Origin of the sequence: Mycobacterium adipatum (assembly GCF_001644575.1) — a bacterium.
Taxonomy (GTDB): Bacteria; Actinomycetota; Actinomycetes; order Mycobacteriales; family Mycobacteriaceae; genus Mycobacterium; species Mycobacterium adipatum.
The window spans coordinates 4,879,219-4,895,341 of the sequence record NZ_CP015596.1 but is presented as its reverse complement, the minus strand read 5'-3'; the positions used below and the strand labels follow the sequence as shown (position 1 = coordinate 4,895,341).

Annotated in this window: 13 protein-coding genes; 12 read left to right on the top strand and 1 reads right to left on the bottom strand. The window is 68.5% G+C overall.

Annotation, left to right across the window (positions count from 1 at the left end):
• Positions 1 to 2: 2 nt before the first annotated feature.
• The 6 genes from A7U43_RS23220 (at position 3) to A7U43_RS23195 (ending at position 6,659) form a co-directional block, all read left to right on the top strand.
• Entirely contained in the window at positions 3 to 1,127 is a 1,125-nt protein-coding gene (locus tag A7U43_RS23220) for a Rieske 2Fe-2S domain-containing protein (RefSeq protein ID WP_067999771.1), read from the top strand.
• A gap of 135 nt (positions 1,128 to 1,262) precedes the next feature.
• The gene (locus A7U43_RS23215; RefSeq protein ID WP_067999769.1) at positions 1,263 to 2,441 is read left to right on the top strand and encodes a glycosyltransferase; all 1,179 of its coding nucleotides are present in this window, start codon (positions 1,263 to 1,265) and stop codon (positions 2,439 to 2,441) included.
• 73 nt (positions 2,442 to 2,514) lie between these two features.
• Complete coding sequence (locus A7U43_RS23210; RefSeq protein WP_067999767.1) at positions 2,515 to 3,192, top strand: acyltransferase; 678 nt, start codon at positions 2,515 to 2,517, stop codon at positions 3,190 to 3,192.
• Positions 3,192 to 4,328: a glycosyltransferase family 4 protein gene (locus A7U43_RS23205; RefSeq protein WP_067999764.1), complete on the top strand. Its 1,137-nt coding sequence runs from the start codon at positions 3,192 to 3,194 to the stop codon at positions 4,326 to 4,328. Before A7U43_RS23210 ends, A7U43_RS23205 begins: the two co-directional genes overlap by 1 nt.
• Positions 4,329 to 4,332: 4 nt before the next feature.
• Positions 4,333 to 5,523 (top strand): lipopolysaccharide biosynthesis protein, encoded by a 1,191-nt coding sequence (locus A7U43_RS23200; protein WP_197499900.1) that lies wholly within the window; start codon positions 4,333 to 4,335, stop codon positions 5,521 to 5,523.
• Entirely contained in the window at positions 5,520 to 6,659 is a 1,140-nt protein-coding gene (locus A7U43_RS23195; protein ID WP_067999762.1) for a glycosyltransferase, read from the top strand. Before A7U43_RS23200 ends, A7U43_RS23195 begins: the two co-directional genes overlap by 4 nt.
• Here A7U43_RS23195 and A7U43_RS23190 read toward each other — a convergent pair.
• Entirely contained in the window at positions 6,656 to 8,149 is a 1,494-nt protein-coding gene (locus A7U43_RS23190; protein ID WP_067999761.1) for an O-antigen ligase family protein, read from the bottom strand. The genes A7U43_RS23195 and A7U43_RS23190 overlap by 4 nt on opposite strands.
• Before the next feature lie 181 nt (positions 8,150 to 8,330).
• Between A7U43_RS23190 and A7U43_RS23185 the strand changes: the two genes are divergently transcribed.
• The 6 genes from A7U43_RS23185 (at position 8,331) to A7U43_RS23160 (ending at position 15,707) form a co-directional block, all read left to right on the top strand.
• The gene (locus A7U43_RS23185; protein WP_067999759.1) at positions 8,331 to 9,791 is read left to right on the top strand and encodes a tyrosine-protein kinase domain-containing protein; all 1,461 of its coding nucleotides are present in this window, start codon (positions 8,331 to 8,333) and stop codon (positions 9,789 to 9,791) included.
• A 4-nt stretch (positions 9,792 to 9,795) separates the two neighbouring features.
• Complete coding sequence (locus A7U43_RS23180) at positions 9,796 to 11,046, top strand: lipase family protein (protein WP_156526004.1); 1,251 nt, start codon at positions 9,796 to 9,798, stop codon at positions 11,044 to 11,046.
• A 14-nt stretch (positions 11,047 to 11,060) separates the two neighbouring features.
• Positions 11,061 to 11,786, top strand: a complete 726-nt coding sequence (locus A7U43_RS23175; RefSeq protein ID WP_067999757.1) for a YveK family protein — start codon at positions 11,061 to 11,063, stop codon at positions 11,784 to 11,786.
• Positions 11,787 to 11,793: 7 nt separating this feature from the next.
• On the top strand, positions 11,794 to 13,053 hold the full coding sequence (locus A7U43_RS23170) for a lipase family protein (protein WP_067999755.1): 1,260 nt from the start codon (positions 11,794 to 11,796) through the stop codon (positions 13,051 to 13,053).
• A 90-nt stretch (positions 13,054 to 13,143) separates the two neighbouring features.
• Positions 13,144 to 14,454: an acyltransferase family protein gene (locus A7U43_RS23165; protein ID WP_082902269.1), complete on the top strand. Its 1,311-nt coding sequence runs from the start codon at positions 13,144 to 13,146 to the stop codon at positions 14,452 to 14,454.
• A complete protein-coding gene (locus A7U43_RS23160; protein WP_067999753.1) occupies positions 14,454 to 15,707 on the top strand; it encodes a lipase family protein in 1,254 nt (417 codons plus the stop codon). Before A7U43_RS23165 ends, A7U43_RS23160 begins: the two co-directional genes overlap by 1 nt.
• Positions 15,708 to 16,123 lie beyond the last annotated feature (416 nt).

The window sequence follows — 16,123 nt, the reverse complement described above, 5'->3', positions numbered from 1 at the left end:
GCATGACTGAGATCCGGGAGATCGACGCCGGCACATCCATGACCAGGTTCGCCCGCGGCTGGCACTGCCTGGGCCTGGCCGAGGAGTTCCGCGACGGGCAGCCGCACGGTGTCGACGCGTTCGGTACCCGGCTGGTGGTCTACAGCGACTCCGCCGGGGCGGTACACGTGCTCGACGGCTACTGCCGCCACATGGGCGGTGATCTGTCCCGGGGCACCGTCAAGGACGACAACCTGGCCTGCCCGTTCCACGACTGGCGGTGGGGCAGCGACGGCAAATGCGCGTTGGTGCCCTACGCCAAGCGCACCCCGCGGTTGGCGCGCACCCGCACCTGGCCCACCCACGAGGTGAACGGTCAGCTGCTGGTCTGGCACGATCCGCAACGTTCGGACCCGCCGCCGGAATTGGCGCCGCCGTCCATCGAGGGCTACCCCGAAGGCCGGTGGTCGCCGTGGCAGTGGAATTCGATGCTCATCGAGGGCTCGCACTGCCGCGAGATCGTGGACAACAACGTCGACATGGCGCATTTCTTCTACATCCATCACGCCTACCCGACGTTCTTCACGAACGTCATCGAAGGGCACACCGCCAGCCAGTTCATGGAGTCCAAACCCCGGCCGGACTACATCGCCGACCCCGACAAGCTCTGGGACGGAACCTATCTGCGGTCGGAGGCCACCTACTTCGGGCCGGCGTACATGATCAACTGGTTGCACAACGACCTGGCCCCGGGATTCACCGTGGAGGTGGCGCTGATCAACTGCCACTACCCGGTGACGCACAACTCGTTCGTGCTGCAGTACGGCGTGGCGGTGCAGCAGATGCCGGGCCTGCCCGCCGACAAGGCCGCCAAGCTCGCCTCGGCGATGAGCCGGTCCTTCGGTGAGGGCTTCTTGGAGGACGTCGAGATCTGGAAGCACAAGACCCGCATCGACAACCCGCTGCTCACCGAGGAGGACGGCGCGGTCTATCAGCACCGCCGCTGGTACGAACAGTTCTACGTGGACCTGGACGAGGTCACCCCCGAGATGACCGCTCGCTTCGAGTTGGAGGTGGACACCACGCACGCGTTCGGCATCTGGGAGCAGGAGGTCAACGCGAACCTGGAGAAGCTGACGGCCCGCTGAGGGGGCCGGGGCGTGCGGGCAGCGACTGGCGGGCGGCGGGCAGGCATGGTCAACTGGGTCGGCTAACGTCACGTGAGCAACCCGCCGTCGGCCGAACCGACGCGCACATGACGTTTCAGCGAAGAGGAGAGGGCCGTGCCCGAGGACCGCAGCGCGCCGCCGCACCGGTACGACGGTTCCGACGGCCCGCGGGTGGCGATTGCCCACGACTACCTGACCCAGCGCGGTGGCGCCGAGAAGGTGGTGCTCTCCATGAGCAAGGCGTTCCCGGACGCCCCGATCTACACCCTGCTCTATGACCCGGAGGGCACCTACCCGGAGTTCGCCGATCGCGATATCCGGGTGTCGCCACTGAATCGGGTGTCGGCGTTCCGCAAACACCATCGAGCGGCGTTGCCGGTGCTGCCGTTCACGGCGAGCGCGATGTTCGTCGATGCCGATGTGGTGGTGACCAGCAGCAGCGGCTGGGCCCACGGTTTCCGGACCAACGGCGTCAAACTCGTGCACTGCCACACCCCGGCGCACTGGCTCTACGCCCGCGAGCACTACCTCAAACCCGACGGGGACCTGCTCAAGCGGGCCGCGCTGAAAGTCGGCTCGCCGCTGCTGAAGTCGTGGGACCGGCGCGCGGCCTCCTCGGTCGACCGCTACCTGGCCGTGTCCACGGCCATCAAGCACCGAATCCGTGATGCCTACGGGATCGACGCCGATGTGTTGCCGTCCCCGATCGCGATGAAGCCGCACACCGCCTCCGAACCGGTACCCGAACTGCAGGACTGGGCCACCGACGGGGGTGCCCCGTTCTACCTGTGTGTGTCCCGGCTGATGGCCTACAAGAACGTCGACGCGGTGGTCGGCGCCTTCGCCGACACCGACCGCCGCCTGGTGGTGGTCGGTCACGGCCCGGAGGCCACCCGGATCGAGCGGATGAAGACGCCCAACGTGAGGATGCTCTCGGCGCTCACCGACGGGCAGATGGCCTGGCTGTACCAGTCGTGCCGGGCGCTGATCGCGGCCAGCTACGAGGACTTCGGGCTGACCCCCATCGAAGCCGCGGTGTCCGGGCGACCGGCGGTGGTGCTGCGCTGGGGCGGGTTCCTGGACACCGTCATCGAGGGCACCACCGGGATGTTCTTCGACCGGCCCGCCGCCGATTCCATCGCCGAGGCGCTGGACCGGTTCGAGGCCTGCGAGTTCGATCCGGACAAGCTGCGATCACACGCCCAACGGTTCACCGAGCAGCGGTACGCGGAATCGTTGTACGCGGCCGTCGACGCATTGACCGCACAGCAGAATCCCGATCGGGCCGGGTAACGGCCAACCGAGCGGCGCGACGTTGCTCGGATAGTTATGGTTGACGCGAATTTCTCAAAGGAGCACAACACCTATGACCGGAGTACCCGCGTCGGCAGACCCGGCAGACGTCGCCCGCAAACAGGCCGCCGCTCCCGATCTGCGAATGCCTCCGCCGCCCGAGTGGATCCTCGACGAGAACAACCGGGTCATCGACTACAAGATGCAGGGCATGACCCGCGGTCGCAAGATCCGCAACCGGCTCGGTGAGCTGTTCTTCAACAGTTTCATCACCTACATCCCGTCGCACACCATCCGCCAGGGATACCTGCGGCTGATGGGCGCCCGGATCGGCAAGCGCAGCTCCATCCTGCGCGGCACCACCGTGCTCGATATCGAGTTCCTCACCATCGGGGACGGCGTCGCGATCGGGTTCCGCTGCCTGCTCGACTCCCGCGCCGGGCTCTATATCGGCAACAACGTCACGATCGCCAGCGACGTGCACTTCATCGGCGGCGGTCACGACATCAACCACCCCGACTTCCTGCCCGTCCCGATCCCGACGGTGGTGCAGGACTACGTCTGGATCGCCAGCCGCGCGATGGTGCTGCCGTCGCTGATCGGCCGCGGTGCCGTGGTGGCCGCGCATGCCGTGGTCAACAAGGACGTCGACGAACTGGCGATCGTCGGTGGGGTGCCGGCCAAGGTGATCGGTAAGCGCCCGGCCGATTCGCTGGGTTACACCAACAATCACCGCCCGCTGTTCTACTGATGGGCGCTGCGTCCACCCCGTTCGGTGAGCACCGGCTCGTTTTCGTCGCGCCCGATGTCGGCCAGACCGCGGTCGGTGACTACGCGCAGGATCTCCTCACCGCGCTGCGCCCGCATTTCGGTGAGATCGTCGAACACCGGACCGCCGGCCCGGGTCAGGACGGCATCGCCGATCTGCGCCGGCACCGCGCGCAGGTGCGTCGGCTGGTCGCCGAGGGCCCGCCCGGGCGGACCCTGGTGCACGCCGAACTGTCCACCGGCGTGCTGCCCACCTTCTGGGCGGTCGCCGGGCTGAAGGGCGTCCCGGTCACCGCCACCATCCACGACCCGCCGCAGGGTCTGTGGTTTCTGGCCCGCACCCGCACCATCGCGAAGTCCCGGCTGCTCACCCACGGTATTCACTACCCGCTGCGACCGCTGTCCCGGGCGATCGAGGGCCGGGTGCACGGGGACCGGACGCTGATCGCGCTCACCGAGACGGGCAGGCAGTCGATCGAACGCACGTATCCGCGCACCACCACCTACTACGTGCCGCATCTGGTGCGGGACCGGCCCGCGATCCGGCCCGCCGAAGAACGCCCCAAGGCGGTCGGCTTCTTCGGGTTCGTCTACCGGGGCAAGGGTTTCGAGCAGATCGCCCGGATCCGCGAGCTGCTGCCCGCCGATATCGCCATCCGGGTCGCCGGCCGCGGCACCGAAGCGCTGCCGCCGGCCGAGGGCATCGAGATCCTCGGCGGCGTGGACGGTCCGGCGGAAGACGCCTTCTTCGATTCGGTGCGCGCCATCGTCGTTCCCTACGGCAAGCGGCATTTCTACGCCGAGACCTACCCGGCCTCCGGCGTGGTGGCCCACGCGATGGCCTACAGCACCCCGGTGGTGTGCACCGGGTACGGTTCGCTGGCCGAATTGGACAGTGCGCACGGTGTTCTCAACGTGAGCCCGCGCGGCGCCGGTGAGGACGCCGTCGCCACCGGGCTGGCCGCGGGCATCGAGGCGCTGCTCAACGATCCTGCCCGGCTCGCCGAGTTGGGTCGCAATGCCGAGCGGACCCGCCAGGAGCGTTCGGCCGAGCGCACCGCCGCGGCGCTGGTCGAGATCTGGGCGCGGGTACTGGCCGGACAGACCGAGAGCGCCTGAGCGGGTGAGCGAACCGACCGAGCCGGTGGCGCCCGCCCCCACCTCGCATCACCTGATGCGCACCCTGTGGGCGGTGTTCTGGCTCTACGGCGGACGTGGGGTCGGTCTGCTCTGGACGGTGATCATCATCGCTCAGCTCGGTATTGCCGATTACGGCCAGTACGGCATGGCCTACGCCGCGTTCTCGCTGATCGGGCCGCCGCTGGACAATCCGTTCGCGGTACGCGCGGTGCGCGAGTCGCAGGAACGGTTCCTGCGCGAACGGGTGACCCGGTACCTGCTCGGCCTGACGTTGATGGCGGCCGGGGCGGCCCTGGTCGAGGTCAGCTACATCGCCTGGTTCGGGCTGTTCGTGGCCGGCGGCGAGATCATCTTGAAGGCCTACCAGAGTCACTGGGCGCGCGACGGTCAGCCGCAGCGGGTCGCGCAGCTGGACACCATCCGCCAGGTTGCCAGCGTGGCGTGCGCCGCCGGGTACGTCTTCGCGGTCGACGATCCCACCCTGCAGGTCGCCAGCCTGTTCCTGGTGGCGCCGTATGCGGTGATCGCCGTGGTGGTCGGCTTCGTGGTGCTGCGGCACCGCCCCGGCATGCCGGGCCCGCCGAAGCTGATCGCGATCCTGATCGGCGAGATGCTCGGGTTGGCCGCCTATCTGCAGGGCGACGTGCTGCTGCTGGGGTGGCTGACCGATGACACCATCGTCGGGTACTACGCGCTGACCGTCACCGTCACCATCGCGATCGTCGCGGTCGGGCAGTCCTTCGGCATGTCCTACAACCGCTCGCTGCGCGAAGGAGGCGGGCAGCTCTCGGCCGGCCCGCCGCTGAAGAGCACGCTGATCCTCGGTGGGGTCGCCGGGTCGCTGGTCCTCATCGTCGGCGTGGTGATGTTGTTCACCCCCGCACCCCAGCAGCTCGCCGTGGCGATGATCATCATGAGCGTGTTCTGCGGGATGCGCACCATCACCTCGGTGTTCCAGGCGGTGCTCTACCTACAGCGGCGTGACACCACCCGGTTGGTGGCCAATATCAGCCTGCTCCCGGTCAAGCTCGGGCTGGTCGCGCTGCTGGCGGTGGCGGGTGCGGTCGGGGCCGCGATCGCCACGGTGATCGCCGACGCTCTGCTGCTGGCCATCTATGCCTACGTGCTGTACCGCAAGCCCACGACGACCCCCGCCGAGAAGGTCCGCGAATGACCACAGCGACGTTCCTGCTGTCCAAAGATCCGGTCGCCGAACACGGCGGGGATGTGGAACTCTCCCGGTTGGTGATGCGGCTGGCCGCGGATTCCCATGCGGTATCGGTCATCTGCCTGTCGCACCAGCGACCGGGGCGCGTGAGCACCGACCTGGTCGAGGGTGGCGCCGAACTGCAGCGGGTGGCCAAGTCGGGGGTGCGGCCGCTGGCGTTGCTCACCGATACCGTGCGTACCGGGCGCAGCCTGGCGCACGCGCGGTTCGACAACGACGATCTGGTGGCCGCGATCTCCGCCTCCCCGGCCGATGTGTTCGTCGCCGAGCACAGCTACATGGCCGAATCGTTCCTGCGCAGCACGCAATTCGGGGGGGCGCGCTTCGTCGTCAACACCCACGTCAGCGAATCGCTGGTCTGGCGGGCCAGCCGGGGTCTGCTGGGGCGGTTGCAGGCCGGTCGGTTGGTGCGCGACGAATTGCGGGTCGCCCGGGCCGCCGACGCGGTCGGCACCTACGACGCCCAGGAGGCGGAGTTCTACCGCGCCAACGGGATTGCGTCCGCACGATGGCTCGACATCACGCTGCCCCCGGCGGCGCAGGTCGATGTGGCGGGCACCGGGCGCCGGTTGGTCCTGATGGGCACCAGGGACTGGCCCCCGAACCAGGAAGCCTTCCTGACCGCGCTGCGGCTGTGGCCGCAGATCGCGGCGGGTATCCCCGGTGCCGAACTGTGCGTGATCGGCGCCAAACACGCCAAGGCCAAGGCGCCGCACTATCCCGACGGTGTGCGTGACCTGGGCTTCGTCGACGACCTGGCCGGATTCCTCGGCACCTGCCGGGCCATGATCGCGCCGATCAGCACCGGCGGCGGCGTCCGGGTGAAGATCCTCGATGCGGCCAGAATGGGTTTGCCGGTGGTGGGCACCACGGCGGCGGTCGGATCGCTCGGTGACCTGCTGGAGCTGGGCGTCCACGATGACGATGCCGATTTCGTCGGGCAATGCCGGCGGCTGCTGCTGGATGTGCCGGCCGCCGTCGCGGCGGGGGACCGGCTGTACGCGCTCAACCGTCAGTACTGGCAGCAGCGGCGACCCCACCGCGCGGTCGAGGCGCTGCTGGCGGCAACCCCGCCGCGCTAGCCGGCGCCGGCGCGCGCCGGGGCCGGCGGTGCCGGTCGGGTGGCCTCGGCGATGCGCGACTCCAGCGCCGAGCGCTCGTTGTCCTCGCGCCGGAGTTGATCGGCGTAGGCCAGGAATGTCAGGAAAATGGTGTACAGAAACACGATCTGTGGGATCACCACCACGGGGTGGTCGAGATTCAATGCCACAATCGAGAATCCGATGAATACACCGCCATAAAGTGCGGCGGGTAGCGAATTCGAACGCAACAACCGGTAACCAATTACACACCCGGTGACGACGACGGCCAGGAACGCCGCGCCGACGAAGATCCCGCCGCGGTGGATCGCGATCAACGGGGCGTTGGAGACGAAGTTCTCGATGAAGGCGTATGCGCCGTCCTTGAACTCGCGCTGCGACCACCCCCAACCGAACAGCCAGTGCCCGTCCATGCGGCCGGGAAACTCCCGGATCGAGTCCACCCGGTCGCTGGCACCGGCGTCATTCGAGCTGAGCGTGCCCATCAGCCGGGTCCGCACCGAGGGCACCATGAAGGCGCCGATGAAGGCCAGCGTCAACGTGCCGATCAGAATCTGGCGATCGCGCGAGCGCATCGGGTGGAACACGAAAACCAGTACCACACCGACCAATACGCTGACGATGGCCGAGCGGCTCAGGGTCAGCGCGATGGCCGAACCGAGGATCGCGGCGAGCACCACCCGGCGCCAGCCGGTGAACACCACCATGGCGATCACGAACGAGATGACCAGACCGATACCGGCGGCGTTGGGGTCCAGCCACAGCCCGCCGAGCCGGCTGAAGGCCTGACTGTCGGCGGCCACCGCGAACCGGCCGTCACCGCGCAGGTCGGCCGTGCCACCGGTGAAGAAGAAGCGTTCGGTATCGGCCACCGCATAACCGAAGATCCGGAATGGCTGCAGCAGTAGCCGATTCGACCCCAGCACAATGGACCCGATACCGATCAACGCATTGAAACTGGCCGCGTAGACGAAGATCCGGCCGAACTTGACCAGATGCTGGCGCGGTAGCGCCAGTAGTGCGAAGAAGGCGCCCGTCGCGATCGCCCATTTGGTGTAGTCGAGGATGTTCACGATCGAGGAGAAGGTGATCACCATCGACACCGCGGAGATGACCACCAGCACCAGCACGGCCTTGGCCAGCGTGCTGCCCAACACCGGGAAGCGCTTGGCGGCGTTGGGATGCACCAGCGCGGCCACCAGCGCCCCGCCGGCGAACGGCAGATACAGCGGCAGGTGCACACCCGGGAAGTAGCCGAACGGCAGCGCGCCGACGGCGATCGCCATACCCCAGTACAGCCACAGCGGATGGCGAAGACCGATGTAGACGCCGACCGCCAGAGCAATCAACCCGCCGACGGCCATGACCCCGAGCTTGCCGCCCTGTGCCACCGCGGCGGCGATCAACGGGACCACGACGATGATCGCGGCTGCGACCAGCAGGTTGGGGCGCCCCGACGTGCCGAGTTTCATTGCGGACTCGTCCTCATTGCGTCATGATCCTCACGGCTTTACCGCACCGTCGTTGCATTTAACTATCCTTGCATCGACTCAGCTGGCCGCGCTACAGGGGCGCTCGGCAAAGTGTGCAGCTACTGTTGTTGACGCTATCGTTGCATTGTTGTGGCGACCCAAGAGCGAATGGAGTGCTCCCTTGGCCATCGGTGATTACCTGCGAATTTTTCGCCGGTTGTGGTGGGTGGTGCTCTTGGCGACGCTGATCGGTGTCGCCGTGGGTTACGCAACCACCTTCTTCTCGACGACGCAGTACTCATCGACGACGCGGTTGTTCGTCACCACGCAGAGCGGATCCTCGGTGGGCGATGCCTACCAGAACAACCTGTTCTCCCAGGAGCGCGTCTTCTCCTACGCCGGTCTGGCCACCAGCGATCAGGTGGCCGCGCGGGCCATCGACCAGCTCAAGGCGCCGCTGACCGTCGACGAGCTGCGCGCCAAGATCACGGCCGTCCCGTTGCCTCAGACCGTGCTGCTCGACGTCACCGCCACCGATCCGGATCCCGCGGCCGCCCAGCGCTACGCCAATGCCGTCGCCGACCAACTGGTCAACGTGACGGCCGAGCTGGAGACCTCGCGCCGCGGTGGTGAGGCCGCGGCGGCCGCCGTGCTCGTCGACGACGCCAGCTACGGCACCAAGGTGCCCGCGATGGGACTGACCACCCGGCTGGCCGCCGGCGCGGTGGGTGGTTTGGTGCTCGGTGTGTTGCTGGCGATCGCGCTGGGTCTTTCGGACACCAAGCTGCGCCGCAGCGAGCGCATCGAAGATGTCACCGGGATCCCGCTGCTGGGCACGCTGGTCGACGACAAGCAGAGCCGCGACGGCATCATCGACATCGACGCCGGCGGCCTGGCCGTGGAGCGCCTGCGTGAGCTGCGCACCAACGTGCAGTTCGCCCGCAACGCCACCGGACAGCACCCCCGGGTGATCGCGGTGACCAGCCCGTCGGCCCAGGACGGCCGGTCCTCGACCGCCATCGACCTGGCCGTCGCCTTCGCCGAATCGGGCCACTCGGTGGTACTGGTGGACGGCGACCTGGTGAATCCGGAACTGCCGCAGCTGCTCGCGCTCGAGGGCGCCGCCCTGTCGCAGGCCGGCACCAAGGGGTTCACCACGCTGCTGGCCGGCCAGCATGATCTGTCCGAGTCGCTGATCGAGGTCCCGCAGTCCGGGTTCGCGCTGCTGCCGTCCGGCCCCGTGCCGTCGGTGCGTCGTGAGCTGTGGGGCGACCAGCGGGTGCAGCGGGTGCTCGAGCTGCTGCGCGGCCACTTCGACTACGTCATCATCGACACCCCGCCGCTGACCAAGTACGCCGACGGTGCGGTGCCCGCCGCGCTCGGCGACGGTGCACTGGTGCTCGGCCGACTGGGGCACACCAAGACCTCGGCGCTGCGCAAGGCGCTCAAGGTGCTGCAGACCGCGCATGCCCCGGTGCTCGGCGTGGTGGCGACCTGCGAACCCGGGCATCGGCGCGAGTTGTCCGCCGATCGCAAGCACCACGGTGGCGCGCACGCGGCCGCCGCGCCCTCGGCCGCCGCCGAGGACGACGCCGACAGCCGCACCGCGAGGTCGCAGACCTCATCGCACAGCTCGGGATAACGGCGTGCCGAGTCTGATTCGTGGTGCGGCGGTGCTGTTCGTCGCAGTCGTCCTGGTGACCTCCTGCGCACCGGCGGACGCACCGGCACCACCGGCGGGCTCGGAGACCGTCGCGATCAAGACCTTCGCGCCGCCGTTCGACGGCAAGCCGCATCTGCCGCCGCCCGATATGACCGACGACGGACCGGGTTCGCTGGTGTCCGTGGAGCCGATGAGCGGCAGCGAACTGCTCAACCAGGACGACGCCACCTACATGCGGGTGGTCTACCGGTCGACCTCCGGGGTGGACGGCTCGCCGACCGAGGTGTCCGGTGCCATCGCGATACCCCCGGGCGATCCGCCCAAGGGCGGCTGGCCGATCCTGGCTTTCGGCCAAGGCACCAAGGGTGTCCTCAACAAGTGCGCGAGCAGCCTCTACGGCAGCCTGCCGCTGAACGCGTGGACCATGTCGGTCTTCGTGCGGTCCGGGTTTCTGGTGACCGTGTCCGATTTCCAGGGCGCCGGTGTCGAGGGCTACCAGCATCCGTTCCTCAATGCCAAGACCTACGGCTACAACGTCATCGACTCGGTGCGCGCCGCGCAGCGGGTCGGTGCGGAGACCACCGGGACGTGGCTGGCCTACGGGCACTCGGCCGGCGGGCTGGCGGTGTGGGCGGCCGCCGAGCAGGCCCCCACCTACGGTCAAGGACTCAACCTGCTGGGCACGGTCTCGATGGCCCCGGCCGCCGACATGTCCGGCCTCGCCGACGCCGCGTGGAACGGCACACTGACTCCCGATCAGCGGGTGACCCTGGTCTTCGCGCTGCAGTCGCTCAAGTGGTTCAACCCGGAGATGAACCTGGACAACTACCGGCGCGGGGCCACCGCCGAGCACTGGGACGAGTTGCTGGACTGCATCCCGCCCAACTTCGACGATATCGCCAGGGTGCGGGCGCTGATGACCAACGAGGACCTCCGGCCGGCCACCTACGAGGATGTTGTGTGGTTGCGTGACCGGCTCGCCGAAATCGCTGTGCCGCAAGCGCCGAACACCACGCCCATGGTGGTCGGGTACGGCACCCAGGACATGCTGGTCGACGAGTCCTGGTTCGAGCGGGCCCTGGACCGGGCCTGCGCGATGGGCAGCTACATCGAGATCCGCAAGGGGCCCGGAAAGGGCCACGCCGACCTGGACAGTGGTTTCACGTTGCCCTGGCTGATGGATCGCCTCGACGGGGCACAGCCGCCGCCCAACGACTGCCTGAGCAGAAATTGAGGGCGCCGGTCGACGTGCCACGGGCACGGGATTACCTGACGATCCTCGCCAAGGGCTGGATCGTCATCCTGGTGGCGACGCTGCTGGCGCCGGCCGCGGCGTTCGGCCTGCACAAGCTCACCGCCGAGCGCAGCTACACCGCCTCGGTACTGTTGTTCGCCCAGGTCGCCGGCGATCCGGGTACTTACTCTGCCTACGCCGGCGGCATCGGGGCCAACAGCCGGATGTCCACCTACGTGTCGTTGGCCCAGTCCACGGTCATCAGTGAGCGCACCATCGAAACCCTCGGATTGCCGCTCACGCCAAGTGAACTCGCGGCGAACGTCACCGCGGCGTGGGAGCCCTACGGTGTGTCGCGGTTCGGCAGGCCGTCCTCGGCGCTGTTGCGGGTGAAGGTGACGGGCACCGACCCGCAAACCACCATCGACACCGTCAACACTCTGGCCTCGGTGCTGATGAAGATGTCCGGTGAGCTCGAATGGATCGAGGCCAAGCCCACCGACCCCATCCAGTACACCGGACCGGTGGCCGAGCTGGTGGCCGTGGACCCGGCGACCGTCGTCCACGAGGTCCAGCCCGATATCACCAATATCCTGCTGGTGGCCGCCGGTGTCGGGTTCGCGCTGAGCGTGGTGCTGGTGCTGGCGTTCGGACTCGCCCGCGACGAGGTGCTGACTCCCGGCCAGCTCCGCCAGGTCGCCAACTCGTTCACGTCGCCCAGCGGTGACGCCAGGTCTTAGGAGTTCGATGGCACAGGGAGTCCGGGCGACGACGACACGCAAGGCGCTGGCGGGTGCGGTGCTGGCATCGGCGTTGGTGCTCGCCGGCTGCGCGCAGCCCGATCCCGGTCCGACGGCGGCGGTGAACTCCGAACTCCAGTTGCCCGCCGACTATTCGGCGACCGGTCCCGGGGCGCTCGTCAGCGCCACCCGGTTGCCGACCATCGACCGCCGGCTACTGCGGGTCACCTCCGTCGCCGCCCACATCACCTACAACTCGACCTCCGGGGTCGACGGGAGCGCGCAGGTGGTGTCCGGCAGCGTGTTCGCTCCGTCCGGGACACCGCCGGAGGGCGGCTGGCCCGTCATCGTGTTCGGGCACGGCACCACCGGCGTCTTGTCGGATTGCGCGCCGTCACTGTCGCCGAACCTGCTGGGCGCCGCGGACGCGGTGCGCGCGCTGGTGACCCTCGGCTACGTCATGGTGGTGCCCGACTACCAGGGGCTGGGAACCATCGACAGCTACCACCCGTATCTGGACGCCACCACCGCCGGTTACAACATGATCGACGCGGCCAGTGCGGCCCGCAAGCTGGTGCCGGAGTCCTCGGAGCGCTGGGTCGCGTTCGGGGTGTCCCAGGGCGGCCAGGCGTCATGGGCGGCGAACGAACTGATCGCCGGATACGGCGCGCAGGACACCCGGCTGATCGGCTCGGTGAGCGTGTCGCCGGCCGCCGATATCACCGGCCTGGCCGATATGGCCGCGGAGGGGACGCTGTCCCCGCAGCAGCGGATCGCCATGGTGCTCATCCTGTCGTCGCTGAAGAACGCGCATCCCGACCTCGACCTCGACGATTACCGCCGCGGCCTGGTCCAGGAGAAGTGGGACCTGCTGGCGGGCTGCTCGACCGACGCCACCGAGGACCGGCTGTCGGTGGCCGAGCAGGTGCCGCCGGAGGACCTGCGCCCGTCGACCCCGGAAGCACTCGACGTCCTGCGCGGCTACCTCAACCAGATGAGCGGTCTGCCCCGGGCCCCGGCCAGCGCGCCGATGTTCGTGGTGCACGGCGACGCCGACGACGTGGTGCCGGTGGTCTGGACGACCGAAGCGGTGCGAAGAGCCTGCGATATGGGCGACACCGTGGCATCGTTCATCGCTGGCGGCCGGGGACACGGTGATTTCGACCCCATCGTGTCGCTGGACTGGATCATGAAACGGTTCGACGACGCGCCGGCCGACAGCACCTGTGGGGTCGAAGGCGGGCCGTCGATCCTGAAGACCACCTGATCGCCGATAATTCGACACCGACCGGCAGCCGCCGCTCACCCCGCCAGAACGAGGCCTTGGTCCCCAACTACCGCGACCGGGAGAACGCCCATGACAGACACGAACGCGGCGCGCGGAAACGCGGGGGCCCCCGCCGAAGCGCAGTCCGAGGCGCAACCGGAGCCGGTCATCGAATCCCAGGTGCTGGCCAGTTCGCCGACGCACACCAGGATCATCGGTCTCGACGGCATCCGCGGGCTGGGCTGCCTGGCCGTGGTGATGGGTCACGTCGCGCTGAGTTATTCGCCGGTCACCCACGACAAGGCATTCCTCGGTGTGCTGGGCCTGGCGCTGATCCTGTTCTTCGTGCTCAGCGGCTTCCTGTTGTTCCTGCCCTATATCCGGCGACTGACCAAGGACCGCGCCAAAGCCGTCATGCCGGACACCAAGCAGTACGCCCTGCACCGGTTCTTCCGGGTGTTCCCCGGCTACCTGACCATCTTCTTGATCTGCAATTTCGTGCTGCAGGTGGCCTATGTGCAGAACTCGGCGATCCAGCCGCACGGCACCGACGCCGGCACCGGGATGATCACCGACCCCTGGGAACTGCTGGCCAACCTCACGCTCACCCAGACCTACATTCCCGAGTACGTGCAGACCGGTATCAGCCCGTCCTGGTCGCTGACGCTGGAGATCGCGTTCTACGCGATGTTGCCGCTGCTGGGCCTGCTGCTGTTCGCGTTGCGTAAGCGCACCGACGTCAAGCCGTTGGTGCTGGCCTGCCTCGCTCCGGCGATTCTGCTGGCGGTCGGGGTCATCGGCCGGCTGTTCGCGCCGCTGGTGTTCTCGGCATCCGGCGCGGACACGGTGCTGATGCAGAACTGGGGTCCCACCTGGGCGGCGGTGTTCATGCGCAGCTTCATCACCAACGCCGACCTGTTCGCCTACGGGATGTTCGCCGCGATCCTGTTCGTCGCGATCGAACAGGGCGTCATCTCCGCCCCGGCGGCCCGGCGCATCCATCTGCTGTGTTTCCCGCTGCTGGCGGTATCCTTCGTCGCCGCGCTGGTGCTCGCGGTGAAGGGCACCGTATTCGCCACCGCCGGAATCGGTTTCGTCTCCGCCGTGTTCATCGCCATCGTCGTCCTGCCGCTGGCCCGCGGCAAGGACTCCCCGATCGCGCGGTTCCTCGACCTCAAACCCTTCCATTTCGTCGGCGTGATCTCACTGTCGGTGTACCTGTGGCACTACCCGGTGCTGTTGCTGCTCGGCCGCTACGACCTGGCCGCCGGCGACTCGTGGAGCGGGATGTTCCGTAATGTTGCGGTGGTGGCCGTCGTGACGATCCTGCTGTCCACCATCACCTACTACGCCGTGGAGCGTCCGGGTCTGGGCCTGGTCAAGCGGTTCCGGAAGAGTTGATGCGCCGTTACCTGCTGCCGGCCGGCATCGTGCTGTCCGTCCTGATCCTCATTGCGGCGGTGGTGCTGGTGGTGTCCCCGTCGGCGCGCCAGACGGTCGGGCTCTCCGGTGAGCCGCCGGCCGCGGTCTCCCCCCAGCCGATCGAGGGTGCCGACCTGTCGGGCAGCGGTCCCGGATCGCTGGTCAGTGCCATGACGATGCCGGAGTTCAGTCGCAGCCCGCAGGGGTCGGGGCTGAATTCCGCCCGGGTCGTGTACCGCTCGACCAATGGCGACAGCGGCGAGCCGACGGTGGTGTCCGGGGCGGTGTTCACCCCCGGCGGTGCCGCACCCGCGGGCGGCTGGCCGGTGGTCGCCTTCGGGCACGGCACCCTTGGCATCGACGAACCGTGCGGGCCGTCGTTGTCGGCGACGCTGCTCGGTCTGACCGATTGGGTGGTCAAGCTCACCGAACTGGGTTTCGCGGTGGCGATGGCCGACTTCCAGGGGCTCGGATCCCCGGGTATCCACCCCTATCTGGATTCGAAGACGGCCGGGCTCAACATGATCGACTCGGTACGGGCACTTCGGCATACCTTTCCCGGCATCTCGGACAGCTGGGCGGCCCTCGGCGGCTCGCAGGGCGGTGGCGCGGTTTGGGCGGCGGGGGAGCAGGCCGGGACGTACTCCCCGGAACTGCTGCCGCGCGGGGTGTTGGCGCTGGCGCCGGTCGCCGATGTCGCCGGTCTGGTGGACAAGTCCGTCGAGGGCACATTGACCAAGGAACAGGTCGCCGCACTGGTGCTCGTCGTGGAATCGCTGGCCCGGCTGCATCCCGAGATCAACCGGGACGACTACCGGCATGGCACGGCCGCCGAGAACTGGGACGTCCTGATCGCCTGTTCCGGGGATGCGGTGCACACCCGCGAGGGTGTGATCGACCGCCTCGTATCCGGTGACCTGTCACCGGTCACTCCGGAGGCCGCCGATCGGTTGCGGGGCTATCTGAGCCGGTGGGCGTTGCCCCAGCAGCGGCCGGCCGCCCCGATGTCGGTGGTGTACGGCGGCGAGGACGAGTACATCGACCCGCGCTGGACGACGGACGCGTTGGCGCGCGCCTGCGCGCTGGGCGGCACCGTGGTGTGGGATTTCCAGCCGGACAAGGGGCACGGCGACCTTGAGGTGGCGAATCAACTCGGCTGGCTGGCCGAGCGGCTGCAGGGCCTGCCGGTGGCGCCTGCGACGGGGGATGCCGCGGCCAACGCGTGCGGGTAGGGCCGTCTTCCGCCTCGCGGAACGGCGGACGACGGTGTTGCCTCGCTCGTCGGCAGCGAAGTTCCGGTGATGTGCGGGCAGGCTCGATGCGCGGCGGCGTCCGGTCCGGCCCGAACGCCAGGCGATTCGCTGGCCGCGCCGCGGCGGCCGGCGAACGGCACGAGTGTGCCAGACGCGTTGGTGCCGCTGGTGTGGAAGTGAAACGGCCGGCCCATGCCGATCCATCGGCGCGGTGCTGGTATCGGCCCCGTCGGCCGATCTGCGGGGCTGGTCGGCGGTCCGTTGGGGGTATATCAGCGATAGGGAATATTCGCGTTCGCAAGCAGTCGCAGGCCGGCCGCCGGTGACTTCTCGCAACGCCGCACCGCGGCGGCGGCCGGCCGGTCGGGGCTCGCCGGGAGGTCTGGGCAGGTTGC

Excerpts from the sequence above, each read along its gene's own strand:
- A7U43_RS23190 (WP_067999761.1), bottom strand. The coding sequence starts at position 8,149 with ATGAAACTCGGCACGTCGGGGCGCCCCAACCTGCTGGTCGCAGCCGCG.
- A7U43_RS23160 (WP_067999753.1), top strand. The coding sequence starts at position 14,454 with ATGCGCCGTTACCTGCTGCCGGCCGGCATCGTGCTGTCCGTCCTGATC.
- A7U43_RS23165 (WP_082902269.1), top strand. The coding sequence starts at position 13,144 with ATGACAGACACGAACGCGGCGCGCGGAAACGCGGGGGCCCCCGCCGAA.
- A7U43_RS23205 (WP_067999764.1), top strand. The coding sequence starts at position 3,192 with ATGGGCGCTGCGTCCACCCCGTTCGGTGAGCACCGGCTCGTTTTCGTC.
- A7U43_RS23170 (WP_067999755.1), top strand. The coding sequence starts at position 11,794 with ATGGCACAGGGAGTCCGGGCGACGACGACACGCAAGGCGCTGGCGGGT.
- A7U43_RS23220 (WP_067999771.1), top strand. The coding sequence starts at position 3 with ATGACTGAGATCCGGGAGATCGACGCCGGCACATCCATGACCAGGTTC.
- A7U43_RS23195 (WP_067999762.1), top strand. The coding sequence starts at position 5,520 with ATGACCACAGCGACGTTCCTGCTGTCCAAAGATCCGGTCGCCGAACAC.
- A7U43_RS23210 (WP_067999767.1), top strand. The coding sequence starts at position 2,515 with ATGACCGGAGTACCCGCGTCGGCAGACCCGGCAGACGTCGCCCGCAAA.